Raw genomic sequence first — 22,608 nt, forward strand, 5'->3', positions numbered from 1 at the left:
AGAGCCCCCCTGCCCGAACCCCGTCATCCTGACGAAAGTCAGGATCCAGAGCCAAGCAGCGTCACCCCCGTAACCCTGGATCCTGGGTCAAGCCCAGGATGACGAAAGAAGAGCACCCCCCTGCCCCAACCCCGTCATCCTGACGAAAGTCAGGATCCAGAGCCAGGCAGCGTCACCCCCGTAACCCTGGATCCCGGATCAAGCCCGGGATGACGAAAGAAGAGCACCCCCCTGCCCCAACCCCGTCATCCTGACGAAAGTCAGGATCCAGAGCCAAGCAGCATCACCCCCGTAACCCTGGATCCTGGGTCAGGCCCAGGATGACGGAAGAGTGACCCTACCGCGCGCCGCCCTTCGCGCTCACCAGCGTGCCTGCGCCCTGCTTCGTGAAGATCTCGAGCAGCATCGCGTGCGGGACGCGCCCGTCGATGATCACCGCCGCGTCGACCCCCGATCCGACCGCGGCGACGCACGTCTCGAGTTTCGGGATCATCCCGCCCGTGATCGTCCCGTCGGCGCGCAGCTCGGCGATCTTCGCCGGATCCAGATCGGTCAGCAGCTCGCCCTGCTTGTCGAGCACGCCGACCACGTCGGTCAGCAGGAAGAACCGCGCCGCGCCCATCGCCGCGGCGATCGCGCCCGCCATCGTGTCGGCGTTGATGTTGTACGTATGCCCGTCCGCACCGATCCCGATCGGCGCGATCACCGGGATGATGTCCGCCTTGATCAGCGTGTCGAGGATCGTCCGATCGACCGCGATCGGCTCGCCGACGAACCCCAGGTCCACATGCCGCTCGATCCCCTGCAGCTTGTCGGGCTCGCGCCCGTGCCCGACCTTCTGCGCGAGGACGAGGCCGGCGTCCTTCCCCGAGATCCCGACCGCGCGGCCGCCCGCCTGGCCGATCCAGCCGACGATTTCCTTGTTGATCGAACCCGCCAGCACCATTTCGGCGATCTGCGCGGTCTCCGCATCGGTCACGCGCAGCCCGTCGACGAACCGCGATTCGACGCCCAGCCGCTTGAGCATCGCGCCGATCTGCGGCCCGCCGCCATGCACCACGACCGGGTTGATCCCGACCGCCTTCAGCAACACCATGTCCTCGGCGAAATCGCGCTGCAGCTCGGGATCGCCCATCGCGTGGCCGCCATATTTCACGACGAAGGTCTTGCCGGCATAACGCTGCAGATAGGGCAGCGCCTCGGTCAGCGTCTCGGCCTTGGCGAGCAGGGCGGGATCGGGCGTATGATCGGTCATCGCGCCCCCTTAGCCAGTGCGAGGGGTTAGCGAAAGCAGGACCGCGCATCGCCAACTCCGTCATCCTGACGAAAGTCAGGATCCAGGGTTACGGGCGGTGTCCTCCATGGCTCTGGATCCCGACGTTCGTCAGGATGACGGACCGCGTCAGACCCGGTCGAGCCGCCGCCCCAGCCCCACGAAGAACGTGATCATGAACGGCACCAGCACGATCGACAGCACGACCTTGGTCAGCATCTGCCCCTCCATCAGCGCGAGGATCGGGCGTTCGCCGAGGAACGAGATCGTGATGAACAGGATCGTGTCGATCACCTGCGACACGATGCTCGCGATCATCCCGCGCAGCCACACCAGCTTGCCCGCGCCGCTCCCGACCTGCCCCGACAGCTTGGCGAAGATCAGCACGTTGAGCGTCTGCGAGATGCCGTAGGAGATCAGCCCCGCGATCATCATCCGCGAACTCTGCCCGACGACGATGGGGAACGCCTCGATCGCGGGCGGGTACATCCCCGGATCGTGCGGCAGCGCGAGCACGAGGTGGATCAGCGCGGCCGACACCAGCAAGGGGATGAACCCCAGCCGCACGAGGAACGTCGCGGTGTTCTGCCCGTGCAGCTCGGAGATCGCGCTGCTCAGCACGACGAGCAGCAGAAACCCGAAGATCCCCGCCTCGACCGCGAGCGGCCCGAGCGCGACCTGCTTCACCCCCAGCACGCCGGCGATGCACACCATGCCGCCGTAAAGGACCGAGAAGACGAAGAGCGAGCGCGGAAAGGCGGGCGCCGGATTGGGGGGGATAGTCATCGCGCGGGACGCTAGCGAAAACACGCGCGGCGTCAAACACCTCCCCGCAATTCACTGGCGACGACCATCCTCCCGTGTCATGTCGCTCGCTTGCGCTGCCGGGGGGCCGCGTGTGACATTCGAAAAGAGCGCAAGGGCGTCCATGGAAAGATTAGTCATCGGCCTTGCCGGCATCGCCGTCATCCTCGGCATCGCGGTGCTGCTCTCGAGCGACCGCCGCGCGATCCGGCTGCGGATCGTCGGCGCCGCGTTCGCGCTCCAGGCGGGCATCGCGATCCTCGTGCTCTATTCGAGCTTCGGCAAGGTCGTGCTCGGCAGCATGTCGGGCGGCGTCGCCAACCTGCTCGGCTATTCGCAAAAGGGCACCGAATTCCTGTTCGGCAAGATGGCGACCCCCGAGATTGGCGGCCAAAGCTTCGCGATCGCCGCGCTCCCCGTCATCATCTTCTTCGCCAGCCTCGTCTCGATCCTCTATTATCTCGGCATCATGCAGTTCGTCGTGCGCTGGGTCGGCGGCGGCATCGAGAAGGTGATCGGCGTGTCGAAGGTCGAATCGCTCTGCGCGGCGGCGAACATCTTCGTCGGCCAGAGCGAATCGCCGCTCGTCATCCGCCCCTATCTCGCCGGCCTCACCCCGGCGCAGCTCTTCACCGTGATGACCAGCGGGATGGCGGGCGTCGCGGGGACGATCCTCGCGGCCTATGCCTCGATGGGGATCCGCATCGACTATCTGCTCGCCGCCAGCTTCATGGCCGCGCCCGGCGGGATCCTGATGGCGAAGATCATCATGCCCGACCGCGTCACGCCGCCCGAGGGCGAACTCGCGCTCGGCGACCTGCCCGGTGAATCCTCCGCGGGCGAACCCATGCCGCAGGCGACGCATGACGAGGAAAAGCCCGCCAACCTGATCATGGCCGCGGCGCAGGGCGCACAGACCGGCGTCCGCCTCGCGGTCGCGGTCGGCGCGATGGTGCTGGCGTTCGTCGCGCTGGTCGCGCTCGCCAACGGCCTGCTCGGCGGGCTCGGCAACATGATCGGGCTGCCGGGGCTGAGCTTCCAGGGTCTGCTCGGCTATGTCTTCGCGCCGATCATGTTCCTCTTGAACGTGCCGTGGAGCGAGGCGGGGATCGCCGGCGGGCTGTTCGGGCAGAAGATCGTGCTGAACGAATTCGTCGCCTATATCTCGCTCGGCACGCAGACGGGGCTCAGCCCGCGGACGATCGCGGTGATCACCTTCTCGCTGTGCGGCTTCGCCAATTTCTCGTCGATCGCGATCCAGATGGCGGTGACGGGCAGCCTCGCCCCCAACCAGCGCCCGATGATCGCCAAACTCGGCCTCCGCGCGCTCGCCGCCGGCAGCCTCGCGAACCTCATGTCCGCCGCGCTGGCCGGCCTCCTGATCAGCTAAAAACCCCCGTCATCCTGACGAAAGTCAGGACCCAGAGCCAAGCGGCGACACGCCCGTGACCCTGGGTCCCGGGTCAAGCCCGGGATGACGGCGAGCGGCAAACCCCTCTCCCCCCGGGGGAGAGGGAGGGGCCCACGCAAAGCGTGGGAGGGTGAGGGCACGCGAGGCCCCCCACCCGTCATCCTGACGAAAGTCAGGATCCAGAGCCAAGCAGCGCCACGCACCGTAACCCTGGATCCTGGGTCAAGCCCAGGATGACGAGGAGCGGCAAACCCCTCTCCCCTTGGGGGAGAGGGAGGGGCCCACGCGAAGCGTGGGAGGGTGAGGGCACGTGAGGCCCCCCACCCGTCATCCTGACGAAAGTCAGGACCCAGAGCCAAGCAGCGCCACGCGCCGTAACCCTGGATCCTGGGTCAAGCCCAGGATGACGGCGAGGGGCGCACACATCCCCCACCCCCGTCACCCCGCCAGCGCAGCGCGCGTTACGGCAGCATCACCGTGTCGATCACGTGGATCATGCCGTTCGACTGGCGCACATTGGCGATCGTGATCCGCCCCTTGTGCCCCTTGCCGTCCATGATCCCCCAGCCGCTTCCCGACTTCGCGAACATCAGCGGCTCGCCCTGCACCGTCGTATAGCTGGCCGTCCCGCCATCCGCCTTCGCCTTGGCGGCGATGTCGGCCGCGGTGATCGTCCCCGGCACGACGTGATAGGTCAGCACGCCCGCCAGCTGCGCCTTGTTCTCGGGCTTGAGCAGCGTGTCGACGGTCCCCGCGGGCAGCTTCTTGAACGCGGCATTGGTCGGCGCGAAGACCGTGAACGGCCCCGGACCCGACAGCGTCTCGACCAGGTCGGCGGCCTTGACCGCGGCGACCAGTGTCGTGTGATCCTTCGAATTGATCGCATTGTCGACGATCGTCTTGGTCGGGTACATCGCGGCGCCGCCGACCATCGGGTTGGTCTGCGCGGCGACGAGCGCGGTGCCGCCGACGGCGATAGCGGCGGCAACGATCGTCGTACGGAACATGGGGGTCATGGCACATCTCTCCTGATCGGCGCCGATGATCCGGCTGCCGCGGCGAAGATACGGCCACCCGGACCGCAACGATGCACGCGCTTCCTTACATTGGGTTGCGCAATGTTTCCCAGGCGGCAATTTCCTCGTCATGTCGCTGCGTGATCACCAGGTCGCGCGTGCCCGACTCCACGCCCGACTCGCCGGACTCGAGATCGACCGTCACCGACCCGCTCCATTCGACCGTCGCATTCCCCGACAGCGTCACCATGCCGTCCGCGCCCGCCTCGGCGCGCACCAGCCCGCCGCGGTTGAACACCGTCGTCGGCGTGTCGTACGCGATCCGCCCCGTCAGGCACGCGGCAAAGGTCGACGCCGCCATCGCGCTGCCGCAACTGTCGGTCAGCCCGACGCCGCGCTCGTGCGTGCGGACGAACAGATCGGTCCCGCGCAGCTCGACAAAGCTTACATTGGCGCGGTTGGGCAGCCAGTCGGGCGCCGCCTCGCAGGCCTCGCCGACGCGGACCAGTTCGGCATCGTCGACCGCCTCGACGAACGCGACCAGATGCGGGTTGGGCATCGCCACCGCGGTGAACGCGCGCGTCGACGGCAGCCCGGCGAGCGGCGTCTCGACGATCTTCTGCGCATCCACGTGCATCGGCCACGCGGCAACGTCGAGCGACGCGGGGCCGGCGGTCTCGCGCACCGTGAACACGCCCGGCGCGATGTCGCGGTCGCGCGCGACGACCGCCTCGCTCGTCTTGAGCCGCGCGGTCGCATGGTCGAGCCCGGTCGCGGCAAAGCCCGCGCGCGCGACGCAGCGCAGCCCGTTGAGGCACGTCTCCGATTCGCTCCCGTCCGAATTGAACATCCGCATCCCGAACGCCCGTGCGCCGTCATCGTCGCCAGCGGTCAGGAGCAGCAGCCCGTCGCCGCCGACCGGCCCCGCGCGATCCGCGAGCGCGCGCGCAACGCACGCCCAGTCCGCATCGCCCAGCGACAGCGCACGCGCGTCGATCAGCGGGAAATCGTTGCCGGAGCCATGACATTTGATCAGATCGAAGCGCATGCCGCGCCCTTAACCGCGTCGCTCCGCAAAGGCGAGCCGCGCCCCCCATCCCCGCCCTCATAATGCCCGCCTTCATAATGCCCGCCTTCATAATGCGTCGCCAGCCGGTCGAGCGCGAGCGTCAGCACGACGCGCCCCGCGCGCGCGGGCCAGGACAGCGCCCGTTCCGCCGCGGGCAGCCCCTCGCCCGCGCACACCACGCGCCACAAGATGTCCGCAAGCCCCGGCCCCGCCGCCGCGATCGCCGCATCGAACCGCCGCTTCGCCGCGATCTGCGCGCTGGTCGGGTCGAGCGCGTCCTGCCCGCCGCCATCGACGCGCGGCGTCCAGCGCATCGTCACGCTCGGCGCGATCGACGCGGTCTCGTACGCCGCGCGCAACCGCTCGCCCGCCGCATAGTGCCGCGCGTCGATCAGCCCGCGCGACCGCAGCCAGGTCAGCGGCGACTCCGCCCGGTTGACCGTGACGCTCCGCCCGCCCCGCGCGACACCTTCGCTCTGCACCTCCCGCTCGACCACCCTGTCAGCGTCCCGCTCACCTTCCCTGTCAGGCTCCCGCCGCATGCCCTGCCCGTCGATCGCGACCTCGATCAGCTCCTGCATGCGCCGCCCCTTTCCATTTGCCGAATATGGTTTTCTTTGCCATATTCGATCAGAAAATGCAAGCGAAACTAACCTGTTTGGTTTGTACAAGCGACGGAGCCTGTCGATGATCACTGCTATCCGTGCCGTCCGCCGTGCCAAGGGGCTGACGCTCGACGATGTCGCAAGGCGTTGCGATCCCCCGACAACCGCGCAGACGATCGGCCGGCTCGAGACGGGGACGCGGACCGTTTCGGTCGGCTGGCTCAACCGGATCGCCGCCGCGCTCGACGTCGCCACGGTCGATCTCGTCACGATGCCCGAACGCGCCGATCTGCCCGTGGTCGCGATCCTGGATTCGACGGGAATACAGGCGCCTACGCGTCCCAACCTCGCTACGCCGCCACAGGCTGCGCCGGGTCAGGTCGCGCTGACCGTCGCGGCCGGGATCGGCGATTATCGTGCGGGCGACGTACTCTGGTGCACCACGCTCGCGCCCGCCGAGTTCGACACCGCGCTCTACCGCGACGTGCTCGTCCCGCGCCCCGCAGGCCGCTTCGCCTTTGGCCGGCTCGTTGCGATAACCGACGGCAGCGCCACGATTATTCCGCCCGGCCACGGCACCGAACCGCAGACGATCGACCGCCCCGTCTGGATCGCGCGCGCGGTCCGCCTGATCCGCGAACTCTGATTCCTCGCGGCCGATTCGTCCGTTGACGCCCCCCCGCCCCCGGCCCATCGCTGGCGCATGATCCGCTCGCTCCTCCTCGCGCTCGGCCAGCTCGGCGACCCGCCGATCCTGCGCGTGTTCGCCAAGTCCATGGCCTTGACCTTGCTGACTTTTGTGGTCGTCGGGATCGGCGTGTGGTTGGGGACGCAGGCGATGCTGGCGACCTGGCTCGGCGCGCAGTCCGCCGACATGAGCACTGGAATCGCCGCGCTTTTTGCGCTGTTCGTCACCGCGCTCGCGCTCTGGCTCGTGTTCCGCGTCGTCGCGATCGCGGTGGTCGGCATCTTCGCCGACGACGTCGTCGCGGCGGTCGAGGCGCGGCATTATCCCGCCGCGCTGGCGACCGCCCGCCCCGTCCCGTTCGCGCGCGGCGTCGCGATGGGGCTGCGCTCCGCGCTCCGCGTCGTGCTGGTCAATCTCGTCATGCTCCCCGTCTATGTCGCTCTGCTCGTTACCGGAATCGGCACCGCCGCGGCGTTTTTCGTGGTCAATGGCTGGCTGCTCGGGCGCGATCTCGGCGACATGGTCGCGGCCCGTCACATGGATGCCGGGGCGATGCGGGGCTGGCGTGCGACGACGCGCTTGCGCCGGTTCGTGCTGGGTCTTGCGAATACCGGGCTGTTCGTGGTTCCCGTGCTCAACATCGCGGCCCCGGTCCTGGGTGCCGCGATGGCGACGCACGACTATCACGCAAACCGCGGCACACGCCGCATCGGGGGACAGGATCAATGACGGCATCGGCAAAACTGGCGGTCGGTCTCGCGCTCGGGCTGGGGCTTGCCGCGTGCGCCGCACCGGTCGCCAAGCCCGTCGTGGGCCGCACCGTCATTCCCTATACAAGCGTGGGTTTGGAACGGGTTGTGGGTCAGGACGCCGCCGGATTGACGCGGCTGTTCGGCGAACCCGATGCCGATGTCCGTGAGGGCACCGTGCGCAAATTGCAGTTCCAGAGCGGCATCTGCGTGCTCGACGCCTATCTCTATCCGAGCGGGTCGGGCGAGCCCAAGGTCACCTATCTCGATGCCCGCGAACCCGATGGCAGCACGATCGACCGCGCCAGCTGCGTCGCCGCGCTCACCCGTCGCGACGGCGGCCGCTAACGAATCTCGGTCGCTGGCACGGGCGCCGGATCCACAGGCACCGTCTGGTCGGCAGGCGCCGGTTCGGTCGCACCCGACGACGGCACCGCCGCAGACGGGACGGCGGTCGGAGCGGTGAGTGGAACGGCGGGCGGTACGGCGGGCGGCGCTCCGACGGGGGTCGGATCCACCGTCCCGTCGCTGTTCGGCGTCAACCGCCGCGTCGCGGGCAGCGCATCCTCGCAGAACGGCGCGGGCGCGGGCGGACGGCGGTGGAGATGGTCGATCTCCGCCTGACGCCGGTGCAGGTAAAAGGCGCGCGACGAGGCATAGGGATCGGACGCGTCGTCATGCAGGCATTTCAGCGTCTCGTCGAAATCCGCGCGGTGATCGAGCGCGCCGAGCACCCCCGCCGGCGCGGTATAGCTCGTATCGGTGAACGGCGAACCGACCGCCGCGGGCAACAGCAGCCGGTCGAGCGTCCCCCCGACCAGATCGCGCACCGTGGTCGGCCCGACCAGCGGCAGGAACAGGAACGGACCGTTCTTGACGCCGTGATAGCCCAGCGTGTTGGCAAAGCCGTTCGACCGGCGCGGCAGGCGGAACGGACGCTTCTTGGCGACGTCCAGCACCCCCCCGATGCCCGCGGTCGTGTTGACCAGGAACCGCCCGACCGTCTCCGCCGCCTTGCCCGGCTTGAACTGGAGCAGGAAGTTCACGAACACGATCGGCTCGCGCAGATTGTACAGGAAATTGTGGATTCCCCGGCGGATGGGGCTTGGCACCTTGCGTTGATAGACGCGCGCGACCGGCCCGACCACGGCCTTGTCGACCGCCTGCGTCGCGCCGAACGCCTGCGCATTGACCGACCGCAGCGGGTCACCGGGATCGCGCTTGCGCCCCACCACGACGATGTCGCTCGCGGCATTGGGTGCCCCCGCCCTGCCGGATGTCTGCCGCGGCTTCGTCGCAACGGGCGGCACCGCGCCGGTCGGCCGCGTCTCGTCCGGGGCCGGCGTGATCGTGGGCGCGGGCGTCGTCGTGGGCGTAGTCGCGGGCGCGGGCGTACTCGTGGTCGCGGGCATTTCGACCGGCGTGGTCACCTGCGTCATCGGTAGGGCGTCCGCAACCGATCCCGACAAGGCGGCAATCATCGTTGCGGTCGTAAATGCCAACATCAGAACTCGTCGCCTTCCCGGTCGCCGATGCCCAGGCACCGACGCTACGCCTGCATCGGTGTGGCGATTGTCCGCGCAACGCAAGCGGTGAATGGCGTCGGCGCGATCTTGTGCAGAAGAATCGCGCGCCACACCGACCGGCCTACTGGCGGTCCCATTCCGCCAGAACATCCTCGTCCGGCTCGACGGCCATTCGCGCCGCGCGCTCGGTTCCCCAGACCGGGCGATCGAGCATTCGCAGCGCCCAGACCGCGGCGCCGCGAACGACCGCATGCGGGTCGTCGAGGAGCGCCGTGACCACCCCGATCAGCGCGGCCTCGCCGCTGTTTCCGGCCGCAATCAAGGCGTTGCGCGTCATCTTCACGCGACCGATGCGCTTGATCGGCGATCCCGCAAAGACCTGTCGAAACCCCGCATCGTCGAGCGCGAGCAGGTCGGCAAGGCCGGGCGCGACGAGTTCCGCGCGGGGTGCGAAGGCCAGGTTCGCACTGGCCGACGCCGCGAACTTGTTCCACGGACAGACCGCGAGGCAATCGTCGCAGCCATAGATGCGGTTGCCGATCGCGCGCCGGAATTCGTGCGGGATCGCACCCGAATGCTCGATCGTCAGATACGAGATACACCGCCGCGCATCGAGCCTGTAGGGCGCCGGAAACGCGTCGGTCGGGCACGCGCGCTGGCACGCATCGCAGCTGCCGCAGCTATCCGTACCGGCGCGATCGGGCACGAGGTCGAGCGTCGTGTAGATCGCCCCGAGGAACAGCCAGCTACCCTCGGTACGGCTGACCAGATTGGTATGCTTGCCCTGCCACCCGAGCCCCGCGGCTTCCGACAGGGGTTTTTCCATGACGGGCGCCGTATCGACGAAGACCTTCAGGTCGAAATCGCCGCGCTCCTGCCCTGCATCGACCGCGAGCCAGCGACCGAGTGCCTTCAGCTGACGCTTGATGACATCGTGATAATCCGGCCCCTGCGCATAGACCGAGATCCGGCCGATTCCGCCCTCGTCAGCCAGGCGGAGCGGATCGTCCTTCGGCGCATAGCTCATCCCCAGCGCGATCACGCTGCGCACTTCGGGCCAGAGCCCGGCCGGACTTTCGCGGTGGTGCTTGCGCTCCTCCATCCAGATCATGTCGCCGTGCCGTCCCTCGGCGAGCCACTGGTGAAGGCGCTCGCCTGCACGCGGCGCGGCATCCGCCCGCGCGATCCCGCATGCCGCGAAACCCAGCTCGGTGGCCTTCGCCTTCAGACGTGCTTCAAGTTCCAATCGGTCCGGTCCAATGACTTGTATTGGTGGAGTGCTCGCCGCTACCACAGGCCACGGGTTTGAAGGAAGTTGCGCGTGGACGAGAAGTGGGCGGTCAGCGCGAGCGGACTGGTAAAGATGTTCGGGGATCGGCGCGTCGTCGACGGGGTCGACATCGCCGTCCCGACGGGGTCGATATACGGCGTGCTCGGGCCCAATGGGGCGGGAAAGACCACCACGCTGCGCATGCTGCTCGGCATCATCGAACCCGATTTTGGCCACCGCTCGCTGCTCGGCCACGACCGCCCGCGCGATGCGAGCGACCGCGTCGGCTATCTGCCCGAGGAACGCGGTCTCTACCCGGCGATGAAGGCGCGCGAGGCGATCGCCTTCATGGGGGCGCTACGTGGCCTCGACTGGAAGACCGGACGCGCCCGCGCCGTGACGTTGATGGAGGGCGCAGGCCTTGGCCATGCCGTGGACGAGAAGATTCGCAAACTCTCCAAGGGGATGGCGCAACTCGTCCAGCTGCTCGGGTCGGTGGTGCACCAGCCCGATCTGCTGGTGCTCGACGAGCCGTTTTCCGGGCTGGATCCGGTCAACCAGGAGCGACTCGAGAAGCTCATCCTCGTCGAGCGCGACCGGGGCGCGACGATCCTGTTTTCGACGCATATCATGAGCCACGCAGAGCGGCTGTGCGACCGGTTGGCGATCATCGCGGGGGGCAAGCGCCGGTTCGAGGGCACCGTCGACGACGCGCGCGGGATGCTGCCGCAACGCGTCCGCTATACACCGCACCGCCCGGATCCGGCGATCCGCGGCATATTGCCCGGCGACGCGGTCGCAGACGGTCCGGTGGGTGCAGGGGGCTGGAGCTTCCAGCTTCCCGGCGAGGGGATCGAGGCGCTGCTCGTCCGGCTGATCGATGCCGGGTACGGCATCTCCGGCCTGTCGATCGAGAGACCCGGGTTACACGAGGCATTCGTCCGCATCGTCGGCGGGCAGGACGTCCAGCCATGAGCCCCTTCCGCCGCATGCTTCGCCAGACGATGACGATCGCCCGCCGCGATTTCATCGCCACGGTCTTCACCCCGATCTTCCTCCTCTTCCTCTTCGCCCCCGTCATCATGGGCTCGTTCGGCGCGATCGGTGGGCTTGGTGCCGCCAGTGTCAGCGATGGCGCGCAGGACAAGGCGCGTATCATCGCGATCGTTCCCGCCGGAACCACGCCGGTCATTCAGCGCGGCGACGCCCGGCTTCGCGCCATGTTCCGCCGCGACGAGACACCGCCCGCGCTCATGACGGTCACCCCGAGGCGCGATCCCGCTGCCCAGGCGCGGGCTGCATTTGACGCCAAAAATATCGATGCCGCAGCCGTGCTTTATGGCCCGCTGGACGCGCCGCAGATCCTGTACGGATCGCGTGGTGTCCGCGCCGCCGACTATCTCGCGACACTCGCGCAGGTGACGCTGGCGACGGAACGACTTGGCGGGACGCTGCCAGCCAGCAACCCGACCAAGATCCGGATGACGCGCACGGGGACCTCGATCGGTGGTCAGCACCAGTCCGCCTTCTTCGCGGTGTTCGGGATCTTCTTCCTGACGCTGTTCCTCTCCGGCCAGGTCGTCGGCACGATGGCCGAGGAGCGCAACAACAAGGTTATCGAGGTGCTTGCGGCCGCGGTCCCGCTCGAATCGGTCTTCTTCGGCAAACTGATCGGCATGTTCGGCGTTGCAGTATTGTTCGTCGCCTTCTGGGGCACCGTGGTGGGGCAGATCACGTCGCTGCTTCCGGCGGGTGCGGCGGCGGCGATCGGCGACCTCACCCCGGCCGTGGGCGGCCCTGCATTCATGCTGCTGTTCGCCGCCTATTTCTCGATGGCCTATCTGCTACTCGGATCGGTTTTCCTCGGCGTCGGCGCACAGGCCTCGACGATGCGCGAGATCCAGATGCTCTCGTTGCCGATCACGATCCTCCAGGTCGGGATGTTCGGCCTGTCGTCGGCAGCGGTTTCGCGTCCGGACAGCTGGCTCGCCACCTTTGCCGAAATCTTCCCCCTGTCATCGCCCTTCGCGATGGCGGGCCATGCCGCCAATTCACCCGAGCTGTGGCCGCATTTCGCAGCGCTGGCATGGCAGGCCTTGTGGGTGACGATCTTCATTGCGGTCGGCGCGCGGCTGTTCCGGCGCGGCGTGCTGCAATCGGGCAGCGCACGCCCGTTCTGGCGCAGGCGACGCAGCTCCGACTGATCCAACGCTGTTGACAGGAATGTCAGCAGGCGATCTCCTGTGGAAAACGCTAGGAGAGCAACGATGGCCTCGATTCCGCAGGATACCGCGCAGGCACCCCCGCGCGTCTATCCGATCGATCCTCTCGATGTCAGCCGCGCCGAACTGTACCGCGACGACGTGTGGCAGGCGCCCTTTCGAACGCTGCGTACGTCCGCGCCGGTCCATCACGTGTCGCGGTCGGGTTATGGCGCGTATTGGTCGGTCTCGACCTACAAGGGCATCGTCGAGGTCGAGTCGCTGCCCGAGATCTATTCGTCGGAAGCAGGCGGCATCACGCTCGCCGATTTCGACGAGAACCGCGACGTCCGCATGCCGATGTTCATCGCGCGCGATCGCCCCGTTCACACCAGCCAGCGTCGCACGGTGGCACCCGCCTTTACCCCCAGCGAGATGGCCCGGATGGCCGCCGATATCCGTCGGCGAACCGCGGATATTCTCGACAGTCTGCCCTGGAATACGCCGTTCGACTGGGTCGATACGGTTTCGGTCGAACTGACGACGCAGATGCTTGCGATCCTGTTTGATTTCCCTTGGGCCGATCGGCGGAAATTGACGCTCTGGTCCGACTGGGCAGGTGATATCGAACTCGTCCGGGACGAGACGACGCGCAAGCAACGCCTCGCGCATATGTTTGAGTGCGGCGCCTATTTTCAGAATTTGTGGAATGCGAAGATCGGCAAGGATCCGACCCCGGACTTGATCTCCATGATGATCCACTCGGATGCCATGGCGCATATGGAGCATCACGAATTCATCGGGAACCTGATCCTGCTGATCGTTGGCGGCAACGATACGACGCGCAATTCGATGTCGGCATTGGCGTATGGCCTCGACAGATTTCCTGATGCCCGCGCGATGCTCGAGGCGGATCCAGGCCACATTCCAAACGCCGTGAGCGAGATTCTGCGCTGGCAGACGCCGCTCGCGCATATGCGCCGGACCGCGACCCGTGACACGGAATTGATGGGCCAGTCGATCAAGGCGGGGGACAAGCTGGCGCTGTGGTATTTGTCGGCCAATCGCGACGAGACCGTCTTTGGCGATGATGCCGACTCCATTCGGGTCGATCGCCCGAATGCCCGGCGCCATCTGGCATTCGGGCACGGGATCCACCGCTGCGTCGGCGCAAGGCTCGCGGAAATGCAGATCGCGATCCTTCTCGAGGAAATGGCGAACCGGCGGATGCGCGTCAACGTGCTTGCCGAGCCGGACCGGGTCGCCGCCTGCTTTGTCCACGGTTACCGTAGCTTACCCGTCGAGATCAGCCGATATTGATCGACACATCCTGTTGCCGGGCGAGATCGTACTTACATCATGACCATGACGCAGACATCTTCAGATCGCCGCACGTTTCTGACAATCGCAGGCGCCGGTACAGCCGGCTTCGCACTCTGGGGTTGCAGCGCACAGCCCGCCGAAGCCGCCGAGCGTTTCGAAATCCAGCTGACCGATGCCGAGTGGCGCAAGCGGCTCTCGCCGGACGCCTATGATGTGCTGCGCAAGGAGGGGACCGAGCGGCCCTATTCAAGCGCGCTGAACGGCGAGCATCGTGCCGGGATCTTCCGATGCGGCGGCTGTGCGCTGCCGGCGTTTTCGTCGAAGACCAAGTTCGAGAGCGGCACCGGATGGCCGAGCTTCTGGCAGCCCCTGCCCAATGCCGTTCGAAACCGTGTGGATCGCACGCTCGGCATGGCGCGGACCGAGGTGCATTGCCGCCGGTGCGGCGGTCATCTGGGCCATGTGTTCGATGACGGCCCCAAGCCAACGGGCAAGCGCTATTGCATGAACGGTGACGCGCTGACCTTCAAACCGGCATAGACGACGCGCATTGCGTCACGTCTCAGAAGCGCGAGTCGACCAGCGTGAAGATGTGGCGCGGATCGCTGAAGCCGCCGCGTGATGCGCTCGAGGCCGCTGCGGATACGGCGTTGGCGCGCGCAGTGGCGGATGTGGAGGTGTTGATCGATGCCATCTGCATTGCAGGCTGGGTCTCGGTATCGAGAGCGGGTGCACGGCCCGAATAGATAAAGCCCTTGGTCGGATAGGCCGAGGTGCCCAGGTCGCCCTGCGGGCCATACCACACCTTGACCATGCTCCAGTCGCCCGCACTCGAGACGTCGATCGCGCGGACATTGGTCTCGATCGCACCGCGACGCGACCAGTTGGCGTGGGTGAGGAGGACTTCGCGGTCGCTGACGACCTTCGAAACCATCGCGACATGGCCCACGCGCATCCGCGACGTCGGCGAGAAGGCGAGCACCGAGCCGGCCTTCGGGGTATGGCCGCGCTCGTAGCGGCCCTCGGCCTGGCTCCACCAGGTGTTCGCGTTGCCGCGGATCTCGATGCCGGACGCCGAGCGCGCAAAGGTCACGCACTGCCAGAACTGTGCTGCTGCCGGTGTGGCCGTCATCAGGCCGCACGATACCATCAGCGCAAAACGCGCTGCTAACGCCTTGAAATTCATCGAGACCCCCCGGTCAAAACCCGTTCGTCACAGTCTGGCTACGGGAGCCGCGATTTAATTGAAAGTCGCCGCGGAACCATATCCGACGAAGCGTGTTGCCTCACCGACGAGTTCCTTTTTGCGACAGCGACACTGGCGTTCTGAACCGGCAGATGCGGCTTCTGACGCACCACTGCCTCTCGTCTGGCGCCGCGCGCAGCAACGGCACGGATCTGAAGCGGGCGGGGCAGGACACGGCCAGTTTCCGATATTTCCGACCGGAGTATGGAAGCGCGACCCGTCAATCAGACACTATTTGAAAATCGGGTTTGCGGCGGGCGGCGGGCGGCGATACCAGTCGAAAAACACTGGAGGATGCCGCATGGATACGACCACCCTGTTTTGCCTGGACGGCCGCGTCGCGCTGATAACCGGCGGCAGTCGCGGAATCGGCAAGATGATCGCGGCGGGCTTCATCGCGCAGGGGGCAAAGGTCTATATCTCGTCGCGCAAAGCCGATGCCTGCGAGGCAGCCGCGGCGGAGCTCGGCCCCAACTGCATCGCGTTGCCCCAGGACGTGTCCACGGTCGACGGCTGCAAGGCGCTCGCGGCGCAGTTCGCCGAGCATGAGAGCCAGCTCGACATCCTCGTCAACAATGCGGGCGCGGCCTGGGGCGTGCCGTTCGAGGAGTTTTCGGAAGTCGGCTGGGACAAGGTCATGGACCTCAACGTCAAGTCGCCCTTCTTCCTGACGCAGGCGCTGCACGCGGCGCTCAAGGCGTCGGGCTCGCGCGACCGGCCGGCCAAGGTCATCAACATCACCTCGATCGACGGCCAGCGGCTCAACCCGTGGGAAACGTACAGCTATCACGCGTCGAAATCGGCACTGATCTATCTGACCAAGCGCATGGCCGCGCGGCTCGTGACCGACTCGATCAACGTCACCTCGATCGCCCCCGGCGCGTTCGCCAGCGACATGAACAAGGCGGCCCGCGATCACGGCGACGCGGTCGCGCAAGGGATTCCCGCCAAGCGGGTCGGAGTCGACGAGGACATGGCCGGCGCCGCGATCTACCTCGCGAGCCGCGCCGGCGATTACGTGATTGGCGAAACGATCACCGTCGACGGCGGCCTCGTCCACGCCTCGCTAGGCACCAGCATCGACGCCTAAGCAAAACCCCTCTCCCCTCGGGGGAGAGGGAGGGGCCCGCCGCGAAGCGGTGGGAGGGTGAGGGCACGCGCCGCATTCCCTCCCGTGCCCTCACCCTCGCGCGCTATGCGCGCTTTCCCTCTCCCCGCCGGGGAGAGGGCCCGCCTGTCAGCGCGCAATCCCACCCGCGGCCAGAACCGCCAGCGTCACCAGCTCGCTCGCCGTGCTCGTCATCGGCGCGACCTGCACCGGCTTCTCCATGCCGATCAGCATCGGCCCGATCACCGAATCGCCACCCAGCTCGCGCAGCAGCTTGGCCGAGATATGCGCGGACTGCAGGCCCGGCATGATCAGCACGTTCGCCGGCCCCGACAGCCGCGCGAACGGATAGTTCGCCAGCTGCTTCGGATTGAGCGCAACGTCGGGCGCCATCTCGCCTTCATATTCGAACCCGACCTGACGGCCGTCGAGCACGGTCACCGCATCGCGGATATTGTCGAGCCACTCGCCCTTCGGGTTGCCGAAATTCGAATAGCTCAGGAACGCGACGCGCGGCTCATGCCCCATGCGACGCGCGACTGCCGCGGTCTGCTCGGCGAAATCGGCGAGCTGTTCGGCGGTCGGACGTTCGTTGACCGTGGTGTCGGCGATGAACACCGTGTGGCTCTGCCCGACGAGCAGATGGATACCGAACGGCGTCTTCCCCGCCGCCGGATCGATCACGCGGTAGATCTGGCGCATCGTCTCGCCGTACGTACGCGTGATGCCGGTGATCATCGCATCGCCCTCGCCGAGCTGCAGCAGCAGCGCACCGAAGATGTTGCGATCTTGGTTCACCATCCGCTCGCAATCACGACGCAGATAGCCGCGGCGCTGGAGCCGGGCATAGAGCAACTCGACCATTCGCGGCACCAGCGGCGAGACGCGGCTGTTGTGCAGCTCGAAGCTTTCAGGATCGGTGACGCCCAGCGCGCGCAGCCGGTCTGGCACGTCGTCGCGACCGACCAGCACCGGGGTGCCATAGCCACCCTCCTTGAACGCGATCGCCGCGCGCAGCACGACCTCTTCCTCGCCCTCGGCGAAGATGACGCGCTTGGGATGCGCCCGAGCGCCCTCATAGGCCATCGACAGCACCGAAGTGGTCGGGTTGAGGCGCGCGCGCAGCGACTGGCGATACGCCTCGATGTCGAGGATCGGCTTGGTCGCGACGCCCGATGCCATCGCCGCCTTGGCGACCGCGACGGGAACGACCTCCATCAGCCGCGGATCGAACGGCGCAGGAATGATATAGGCCGGACCAAAGCTGTGGCTGACGCCGTACGCCAGCGCCACTTCCTCGGGCACACGCTCGCGCGCGAGCTCGGCGATCGCGTTCGCTGCGGCGATCTTCATCGCGTCGTTGATCCCCGTCGCGCGGACGTCGAGCGCACCGCGGAAGATGAACGGGAAGCACAGTACGTTGTTGACCTGGTTCGGATAATCCGACCGGCCCGTCGCGACGATCGCGTCGGGGCGCGCGGCCATCGCCAGCTCCGGGCGGATCTCGGGCTCGGGATTGGCCATCGCGAAGATGATCGGCGCCGCCGCCATGTCCTTGACCATCTCGGGCTTGAGCGCGCCTGCCGCCGACAGGCCGAGGAATACGTCCGCGCCGACCAGCGCCTCGGTCAGCGTCCGCGCGCTGCTCGTCGTGGCATGCGCCGACTGCCACTGGTTCACGTCGTCGCGACCCTGATAGATCACACCCGTACGGTCACACATGATGACGTTGTCGGGGCGGACACCCATCGCCTTCATCAGCTCGGTGCACGCGATCGCCGCGGCCCCTGCGCCGTTGACGACCAGCTTGATGTCGCCGAGCTTGCGCCCGGTAACCCGGCAGGCGTTGATCAGCCCCGCCGCGCAGATGATCGCGGTGCCGTGCTGGTCGTCATGGAACACCGGGATGTTCATGCGTTCGCGCAGCGTCTGCTCGATGATGAAGCACTCAGGTGCCTTGATGTCCTCGAGGTTGATGCCGCCGAACGTCGGCTCCATGAGCTCGACCGCGTCGATGAAGCGATCGACGTCCTCGGTCTTCAGCTCGATATCGATCGAATCGACGTCGGCGAAGCGCTTGAAGAGCACCGCCTTGCCCTCCATCACCGGCTTGGACGCGAGCGCGCCGAGATTGCCCATCCCGAGGATCGCGGTCCCGTTCGAAATCACCGCGACCAGATTGCCCTTGGCGGTATAGTCATACGCGGTCGAGGGATCGTCGGCGATCGCCTGCACCGGGATGGCCACGCCGGGCGAATAGGCGAGCGCGAGGTCGCGCTGCGTCGCCATCGGTTTCGACGCAATGATCTCGAGCTTCCCGGGACGGCCTTCCGAATGGAACAGCAGCGCTTCGCGTTCGGAGAACTGGAGATTATTGTCGTCGGACATGCGCGGGGCCTCGGGGGTATCTGGGGGGGAGCCCATGCCTTTACGGAACGCGTGGCTGTTCGTCACCCCTTGAGCGGTCCATGCGAGCGCTATTGGAGCCTGACGCGTCTTTCGCTACCCCGCGGCAATGCCCACTCCCGCCCCTACCCCCATGATGACGCAATATCTCGGCCTGAAGGCGGAGGCCGACGACTGCCTGCTATTCTATCGCATGGGAGATTTTTTCGAACTCTTCATGGACGATGCGCGGATTGCCGCGGCCGTGCTCGACATCGCCCTCACCGCAAGGGGCGAACATGACGGCAAGCCGATCCCGATGTGCGGCGTTCCCGTGCATGCCGCCACCGCCTATCTCCAGCGTCTGATCAAGGCTGGCCACCGCGTCGCAATCGCCGAGCAGGTCGAAAGCCCGGCAGAAGCCAAGGCGCGCGGCGGATCGAAGGCACTGGTCGCGCGCGCGATCGTCCGCGTCGTGACGGCGGGGACGCTGACCGAAGAAGCGCTGCTGGACGCGCGCTCGGACAATTGGTGCGTCGCGATCGGCGAGGCGGGCGGCACCGTCGCGATCGCCGCCGCCGACGTCTCGACGGGGCGGTTCGAGATCGTCGAAGTCGCAAGCGACGCGGTTGGCGCCGAACTCGCGCGATTGGGCGCTGCCGAAGTCGTCGCATCGGAGACCGGCGGATACGAAGAGGTTGCCACGACCCTGCGCCCCAAGACGGACTTTGACAGCAACGCAGGCGAGGCGCGACTGAAGCGCCTGTACGGCGTCGCGACGCTCGACGGTTTCGGTCACTTCGGACGTGCAGGACTCGCCGCGGCGGGCGGTCTCGTCGCGTATCTCGAACATAATGCGAAGGGCGCACTGCCCTTTCTACGGCCGCCGCGGATCGGTCGTGCTACCGAAACGATGGCGATCGATGCAGCGACGCGGGAAAGCCTCGAACTGACCTGCACGACGGGTGGCGCTCGAAAGGGCAGCCTGCTCGATGCGGTCGACCGTACGGTGACCGGCGCGGGGGCACGATTGCTGGGTGCCGATCTGGGAGCCCCGCTCATGGACAAGGCCGCCATCGACGCACGGCTGGATCTAGTCCGGCTGTTTCATGAGGATCAGGGCCTGCGCGAACGGTTGCGATCAACGTTGCGCGCGCTGCCTGACATTGGCCGCGCACTGGGACGGCTGGCGGCAGGACGTGGTTCGCCGCGCGATCTTGGCCAGTTGCGCGATGGGCTGGACGGTGCGTGGAACCTCGGCGAGCGACTGGATGACATCGCCGATGGACCGCAGTTGCTCAGCGAGATCGCGCCGCGACTGCGCGGACATGGCGCGGTGATCGACCTGTTGAAGCGGGCGCTCGTTCCTTCGCCGCCGATCGAGGCGTCCGATGGCGGCTATATCGCGGCCGGGTACGACGCGGCACTCGACGATCTCCGCGACACGGGTGCGGGTGGCAGGCGCGCGATTGCAGCCCTCGAGGCAGAATTCCGGACGGCCACCGGTATCGCTGCCCTGAAGATCCGCCACAATGGCGTGCTCGGCTATCACGTCGAGGTTCCGGCGCGTGCTGCCGACCCGTTGATGAAACCCGAAAGCGGCTTCACGCACCGCCAGACGCTCGCTGGCGTGGTGCGCTTCAATACCCCCGCGCTTCACGAGGTCGCGGCCAAGGTCAGCCAGGCGGGTGCGCATGCGCTGGCGGCGGAATCGGCCCATCTCGAGGATCTTACCGTCCGGGCACTGGCCGTTCGTGAGGCCATCGCCGCGACGGCGGATGCACTCGCTCGCCTCGACGTCGCGGCGGGGCTCGCCGAACGTGCAGCCGAGGGGGGCTGGGCACGCCCGACGCTGGTCGATTACGCCTGTTTCGAGATCGAGGGCGGCCGGCATCCAGTCGTCGAGGCGGCGGTCGCGAAATCTGGCGACCGGTTCGTTGCCAACGACTGCAACCTGTCCGAATCGTCCCGACTATGGCTCGTTACCGGGCCGAACATGGGCGGCAAGTCGACGTTTCTCCGCCAGAATGCGTTGATCGCGGTCCTTGCGCAGGCGGGAAGCTACGTCCCTGCGAGCAAGGCGACGCTTGGGCTCGTCGATCGGCTGTTCAGCCGTGTCGGGGCATCGGATAATCTTGCACGCGGCCGATCGACATTCATGGTCGAAATGGTCGAGACTGCCGCGATCCTCGCGCAGGCGACGCCGCGCTCGTTCGTGATCCTCGACGAGGTCGGGCGCGGTACATCGACCTATGATGGACTCGCGATCGCATGGGCGGTGGTGGAGGCGATCCACGAGGATAATCGCTGCCGATGCCTGTTCGCCACGCACTATCATGAGCTGACGCGTCTTGCCGAGCGATGCGACGCGCTTTCGTTGCACCACGTCCGTGCGCGCGAATGGAAGGGCGAGCTCGTCCTGTTGCATGAACTCGCCGATGGTCCCGCCGACCGCAGCTATGGTCTTGCGGTCGCGCGGTTGGCGGGCATGGCGCCGGTCACGGTGCAGCGGGCCAAGGCCGTTCTCGCCAAGCTGGAGGCGGGCCGTGCGAAGACGGGCGGACTTGCCGCCGGCCTCGACGACCTCCCGCTGTTCGCCGCAGCCGCGCAGGTCGAGGAGGTGGCGTGCGACCTGCTCCGCGAGGATCTGGCGAACCTTGATATCGATGCGATGAGCCCGCGCGATGCGCTCGAGGCGCTGTATCGCCTCAAGGCGCTCGCCAGGGAGGAAGCTTAAGCAACCCTATCGGTGCATATGGTGGGCGCTGACGGGTTCGAACCGCCGACCTACTCGGTGTAAACGAGCCGCTCTACCAGCTGAGCTAAGCGCCCTCACGAGGACCAGGCCCCGGAGACCCATGCCCGATGCCAAAGCGCGGGCCTGGGGGCAACCCCCAATGCGACCATCTGTCAGGCAATCCGCAATTCCTCGCGCAGGACGCTCGTCATATAGCCGTGCATCGCGGCGCGCGCTTGCGACGACAGCGCCATATAGGCGCGGCGGCGGTCGTGCGGGTCGCGCTCGCGTTCGAACAGGCCGTCGTCGGTCATCCGCGCGATCCAACGTAACGCCGTCGTCGCCGCTACGGCGGATGCGATGCACAGACTCGACACCGATACGCGCCGGCTTTCGAGTTCGGCTGCATAGAGATCGAGCAGCATGTCCCAGCCCGGATCCTCGAACAATGTCTTCGTGAAGAACTGGTCGCGCATTCGCCGCGTGCGGATGGCGCGGCGGATTTCGGGGGCGCCATGCGACGGAATGGCGGGTGGCGCACCGTACCGATCGATGCGGTCCCCGACGATCGACGGCGGCCGGCGATCGCTTTCCTGTTCGGTCCGCGTAAGGCGCGCCAGCGCCTCGGCGATACGGCTCACCTCGACGTTCAGTCGCTCGAGGCGGGCGCTGTCGCTTTCGCGATTGATATCGAACACGCTGTCGGGACCCCGCGCCTGCTCGATCGCCTGCGCCACCGCGCCGACGCATTCGCCGATCCCGGGGTTCACCAGCAGTGCGGTTCCGCCACCGAGCGTTACCGCGGCGATCGCGTCGATCTGCTCGGGTGCAAGCGCGATGACCAGCGCGGCGCGGTCGCCGGCAGCCCAGGCAACGATCGCACCGAGACGCTCGGCGATCGTCCCGGGTTCGATCCCCGCCGCATCGACGAGCACGACCCGCGGCACGGGCTGTCGTTCCAGCGAATCATGCCAGCCGATCCGCCCCACCATCCGCCCGCCCAGCGCGGTGAACGCCGTCGCCAGCCGGTCGCTCCCGGCATCACGCGAAGACAGAAACGTGGACGGGTCGGCGATCAGAACCGCTTCGACACCGTTTTGGTACCGAATGTCGTTCGCTGGCTCGTGCATCGCCATGGCCGCCCCTTCCGTCTCAGTCCAAACGGGCAATAGGCCATGAAACAGGCCGGCGTTACAC

20 protein-coding genes and 1 tRNA gene are annotated in these 22,608 nt (G+C 67.1%); 10 read left to right on the plus strand and 11 right to left on the minus strand.

The window, feature by feature from the left end:
- Positions 1–337: 337 nt before the first annotated feature.
- On the minus strand, positions 338–1,255 hold the full coding sequence (gene argB / locus ASE72_RS05680) for an acetylglutamate kinase (RefSeq protein WP_056017745.1): 918 nt from the start codon (positions 1,253–1,255) through the stop codon (positions 338–340).
- A 147-nt stretch (positions 1,256–1,402) separates the two neighbouring features.
- Positions 1,403–2,059 (minus strand): queuosine precursor transporter, encoded by a 657-nt coding sequence (locus ASE72_RS05685; RefSeq protein ID WP_056017747.1) that lies wholly within the window; start codon positions 2,057–2,059, stop codon positions 1,403–1,405.
- 142 nt (positions 2,060–2,201) lie between these two features.
- On the opposite strand from ASE72_RS05685, the gene ASE72_RS05690 reads away from it, so the two are divergent.
- Positions 2,202–3,467 (plus strand): NupC/NupG family nucleoside CNT transporter, encoded by a 1,266-nt coding sequence (locus tag ASE72_RS05690; RefSeq protein ID WP_056017751.1) that lies wholly within the window; start codon positions 2,202–2,204, stop codon positions 3,465–3,467.
- 482 nt (positions 3,468–3,949) lie between these two features.
- Here the strand turns inward: ASE72_RS05690 and ASE72_RS05695 are convergent, their stop codons facing one another.
- From ASE72_RS05695 to ASE72_RS05705, 3 genes are all read right to left on the minus strand, one after another.
- Positions 3,950–4,504, minus strand: coding sequence for a fasciclin domain-containing protein (locus ASE72_RS05695; RefSeq protein WP_056017754.1), 555 nt, complete (start codon positions 4,502–4,504; stop codon positions 3,950–3,952).
- Between the two features lie 85 nt (positions 4,505–4,589).
- Positions 4,590–5,552, minus strand: a complete 963-nt coding sequence (gene dapF / locus ASE72_RS05700) for a diaminopimelate epimerase (RefSeq protein ID WP_056017757.1) — start codon at positions 5,550–5,552, stop codon at positions 4,590–4,592.
- A complete protein-coding gene (locus ASE72_RS05705) occupies positions 5,537–6,115 on the minus strand; it encodes a DUF6456 domain-containing protein (protein WP_235532284.1) in 579 nt (192 codons plus the stop codon). The genes dapF and ASE72_RS05705 overlap by 16 nt, the downstream gene beginning before the upstream one ends.
- A 145-nt stretch (positions 6,116–6,260) precedes the next feature.
- On the opposite strand from ASE72_RS05705, the gene ASE72_RS05710 reads away from it, so the two are divergent.
- Genes ASE72_RS05710 through ASE72_RS05720 form a run of 3 tightly spaced genes read left to right on the plus strand, consistent with a single transcriptional unit; the run spans position 6,261 to position 7,963 of the window.
- A complete protein-coding gene (locus ASE72_RS05710) occupies positions 6,261–6,824 on the plus strand; it encodes a helix-turn-helix domain-containing protein (protein ID WP_056019065.1) in 564 nt (187 codons plus the stop codon).
- A gap of 57 nt (positions 6,825–6,881) precedes the next feature.
- A complete protein-coding gene (locus tag ASE72_RS05715; protein WP_056017760.1) occupies positions 6,882–7,595 on the plus strand; it encodes an EI24 domain-containing protein in 714 nt (237 codons plus the stop codon).
- On the plus strand, positions 7,592–7,963 hold the full coding sequence (locus tag ASE72_RS05720; RefSeq protein ID WP_056017763.1) for a hypothetical protein: 372 nt from the start codon (positions 7,592–7,594) through the stop codon (positions 7,961–7,963). Before ASE72_RS05715 ends, ASE72_RS05720 begins: the two co-directional genes overlap by 4 nt.
- Here ASE72_RS05720 and ASE72_RS05725 read toward each other — a convergent pair.
- Positions 7,960–9,120, minus strand: a complete 1,161-nt coding sequence (locus ASE72_RS05725) for an MlaA family lipoprotein (protein ID WP_235532246.1) — start codon at positions 9,118–9,120, stop codon at positions 7,960–7,962. The genes ASE72_RS05720 and ASE72_RS05725 overlap by 4 nt on opposite strands.
- A gap of 142 nt (positions 9,121–9,262) precedes the next feature.
- Complete coding sequence (gene queG / locus ASE72_RS05730; protein WP_443024721.1) at positions 9,263–10,387, minus strand: tRNA epoxyqueuosine(34) reductase QueG; 1,125 nt, start codon at positions 10,385–10,387, stop codon at positions 9,263–9,265.
- A gap of 117 nt (positions 10,388–10,504) precedes the next feature.
- Here queG and ASE72_RS05735 point away from each other — a divergent pair, with 117 nt between their 5' ends.
- The 4 genes from ASE72_RS05735 (at position 10,505) to msrB (ending at position 14,475) form a co-directional block, all read left to right on the plus strand.
- A complete protein-coding gene (locus ASE72_RS05735) occupies positions 10,505–11,386 on the plus strand; it encodes an ABC transporter ATP-binding protein (protein ID WP_200916198.1) in 882 nt (293 codons plus the stop codon).
- Positions 11,383–12,615 (plus strand): ABC transporter permease, encoded by a 1,233-nt coding sequence (locus ASE72_RS05740; protein WP_056017772.1) that lies wholly within the window; start codon positions 11,383–11,385, stop codon positions 12,613–12,615. Before ASE72_RS05735 ends, ASE72_RS05740 begins: the two co-directional genes overlap by 4 nt.
- Positions 12,616–12,678: 63 nt before the next feature.
- On the plus strand, positions 12,679–13,932 hold the full coding sequence (locus ASE72_RS05745; protein WP_056017775.1) for a cytochrome P450: 1,254 nt from the start codon (positions 12,679–12,681) through the stop codon (positions 13,930–13,932).
- 45 nt (positions 13,933–13,977) lie between these two features.
- Positions 13,978–14,475 (plus strand): peptide-methionine (R)-S-oxide reductase MsrB, encoded by a 498-nt coding sequence (gene msrB / locus ASE72_RS05750; RefSeq protein ID WP_056019070.1) that lies wholly within the window; start codon positions 13,978–13,980, stop codon positions 14,473–14,475.
- A gap of 22 nt (positions 14,476–14,497) precedes the next feature.
- Here msrB and ASE72_RS05755 read toward each other — a convergent pair whose 3' ends face one another.
- Complete coding sequence (locus ASE72_RS05755; RefSeq protein WP_082445802.1) at positions 14,498–15,121, minus strand: CHAP domain-containing protein; 624 nt, start codon at positions 15,119–15,121, stop codon at positions 14,498–14,500.
- Positions 15,122–15,482: 361 nt separating this feature from the next.
- Between ASE72_RS05755 and ASE72_RS05760 the strand changes: the two genes are divergently transcribed.
- Positions 15,483–16,271 (plus strand): SDR family oxidoreductase, encoded by a 789-nt coding sequence (locus tag ASE72_RS05760; protein WP_056017778.1) that lies wholly within the window; start codon positions 15,483–15,485, stop codon positions 16,269–16,271.
- 147 nt (positions 16,272–16,418) lie between these two features.
- On the opposite strand, the gene ASE72_RS05765 is transcribed toward ASE72_RS05760, so the two are convergent.
- Entirely contained in the window at positions 16,419–18,677 is a 2,259-nt protein-coding gene (locus tag ASE72_RS05765; protein WP_056017781.1) for an NADP-dependent malic enzyme, read from the minus strand.
- Positions 18,678–18,828: 151 nt separating this feature from the next.
- Here ASE72_RS05765 and mutS point away from each other — a divergent pair, with 151 nt between their 5' ends.
- The gene (gene mutS, locus ASE72_RS05770; protein ID WP_056017784.1) at positions 18,829–21,411 is read left to right on the plus strand and encodes a DNA mismatch repair protein MutS; all 2,583 of its coding nucleotides are present in this window, start codon (positions 18,829–18,831) and stop codon (positions 21,409–21,411) included.
- A 19-nt stretch (positions 21,412–21,430) separates the two neighbouring features.
- Here mutS and ASE72_RS05775 read toward each other — a convergent pair.
- Together ASE72_RS05775 and ASE72_RS05780 are read right to left on the minus strand one after the other, a co-directional pair.
- Positions 21,431–21,506: transfer RNA gene (locus ASE72_RS05775), tRNA-Val, on the minus strand.
- Between the two features lie 78 nt (positions 21,507–21,584).
- Positions 21,585–22,541, minus strand: coding sequence for a hypothetical protein (locus ASE72_RS05780; RefSeq protein ID WP_156350143.1), 957 nt, complete (start codon positions 22,539–22,541; stop codon positions 21,585–21,587).
- Between the last annotated feature and the right edge of the window lie 67 nt (positions 22,542–22,608).

The organism is Sphingomonas sp. Leaf20 (assembly GCF_001421535.1).
GTDB lineage: Bacteria > Pseudomonadota > Alphaproteobacteria > Sphingomonadales > Sphingomonadaceae > Sphingomonas.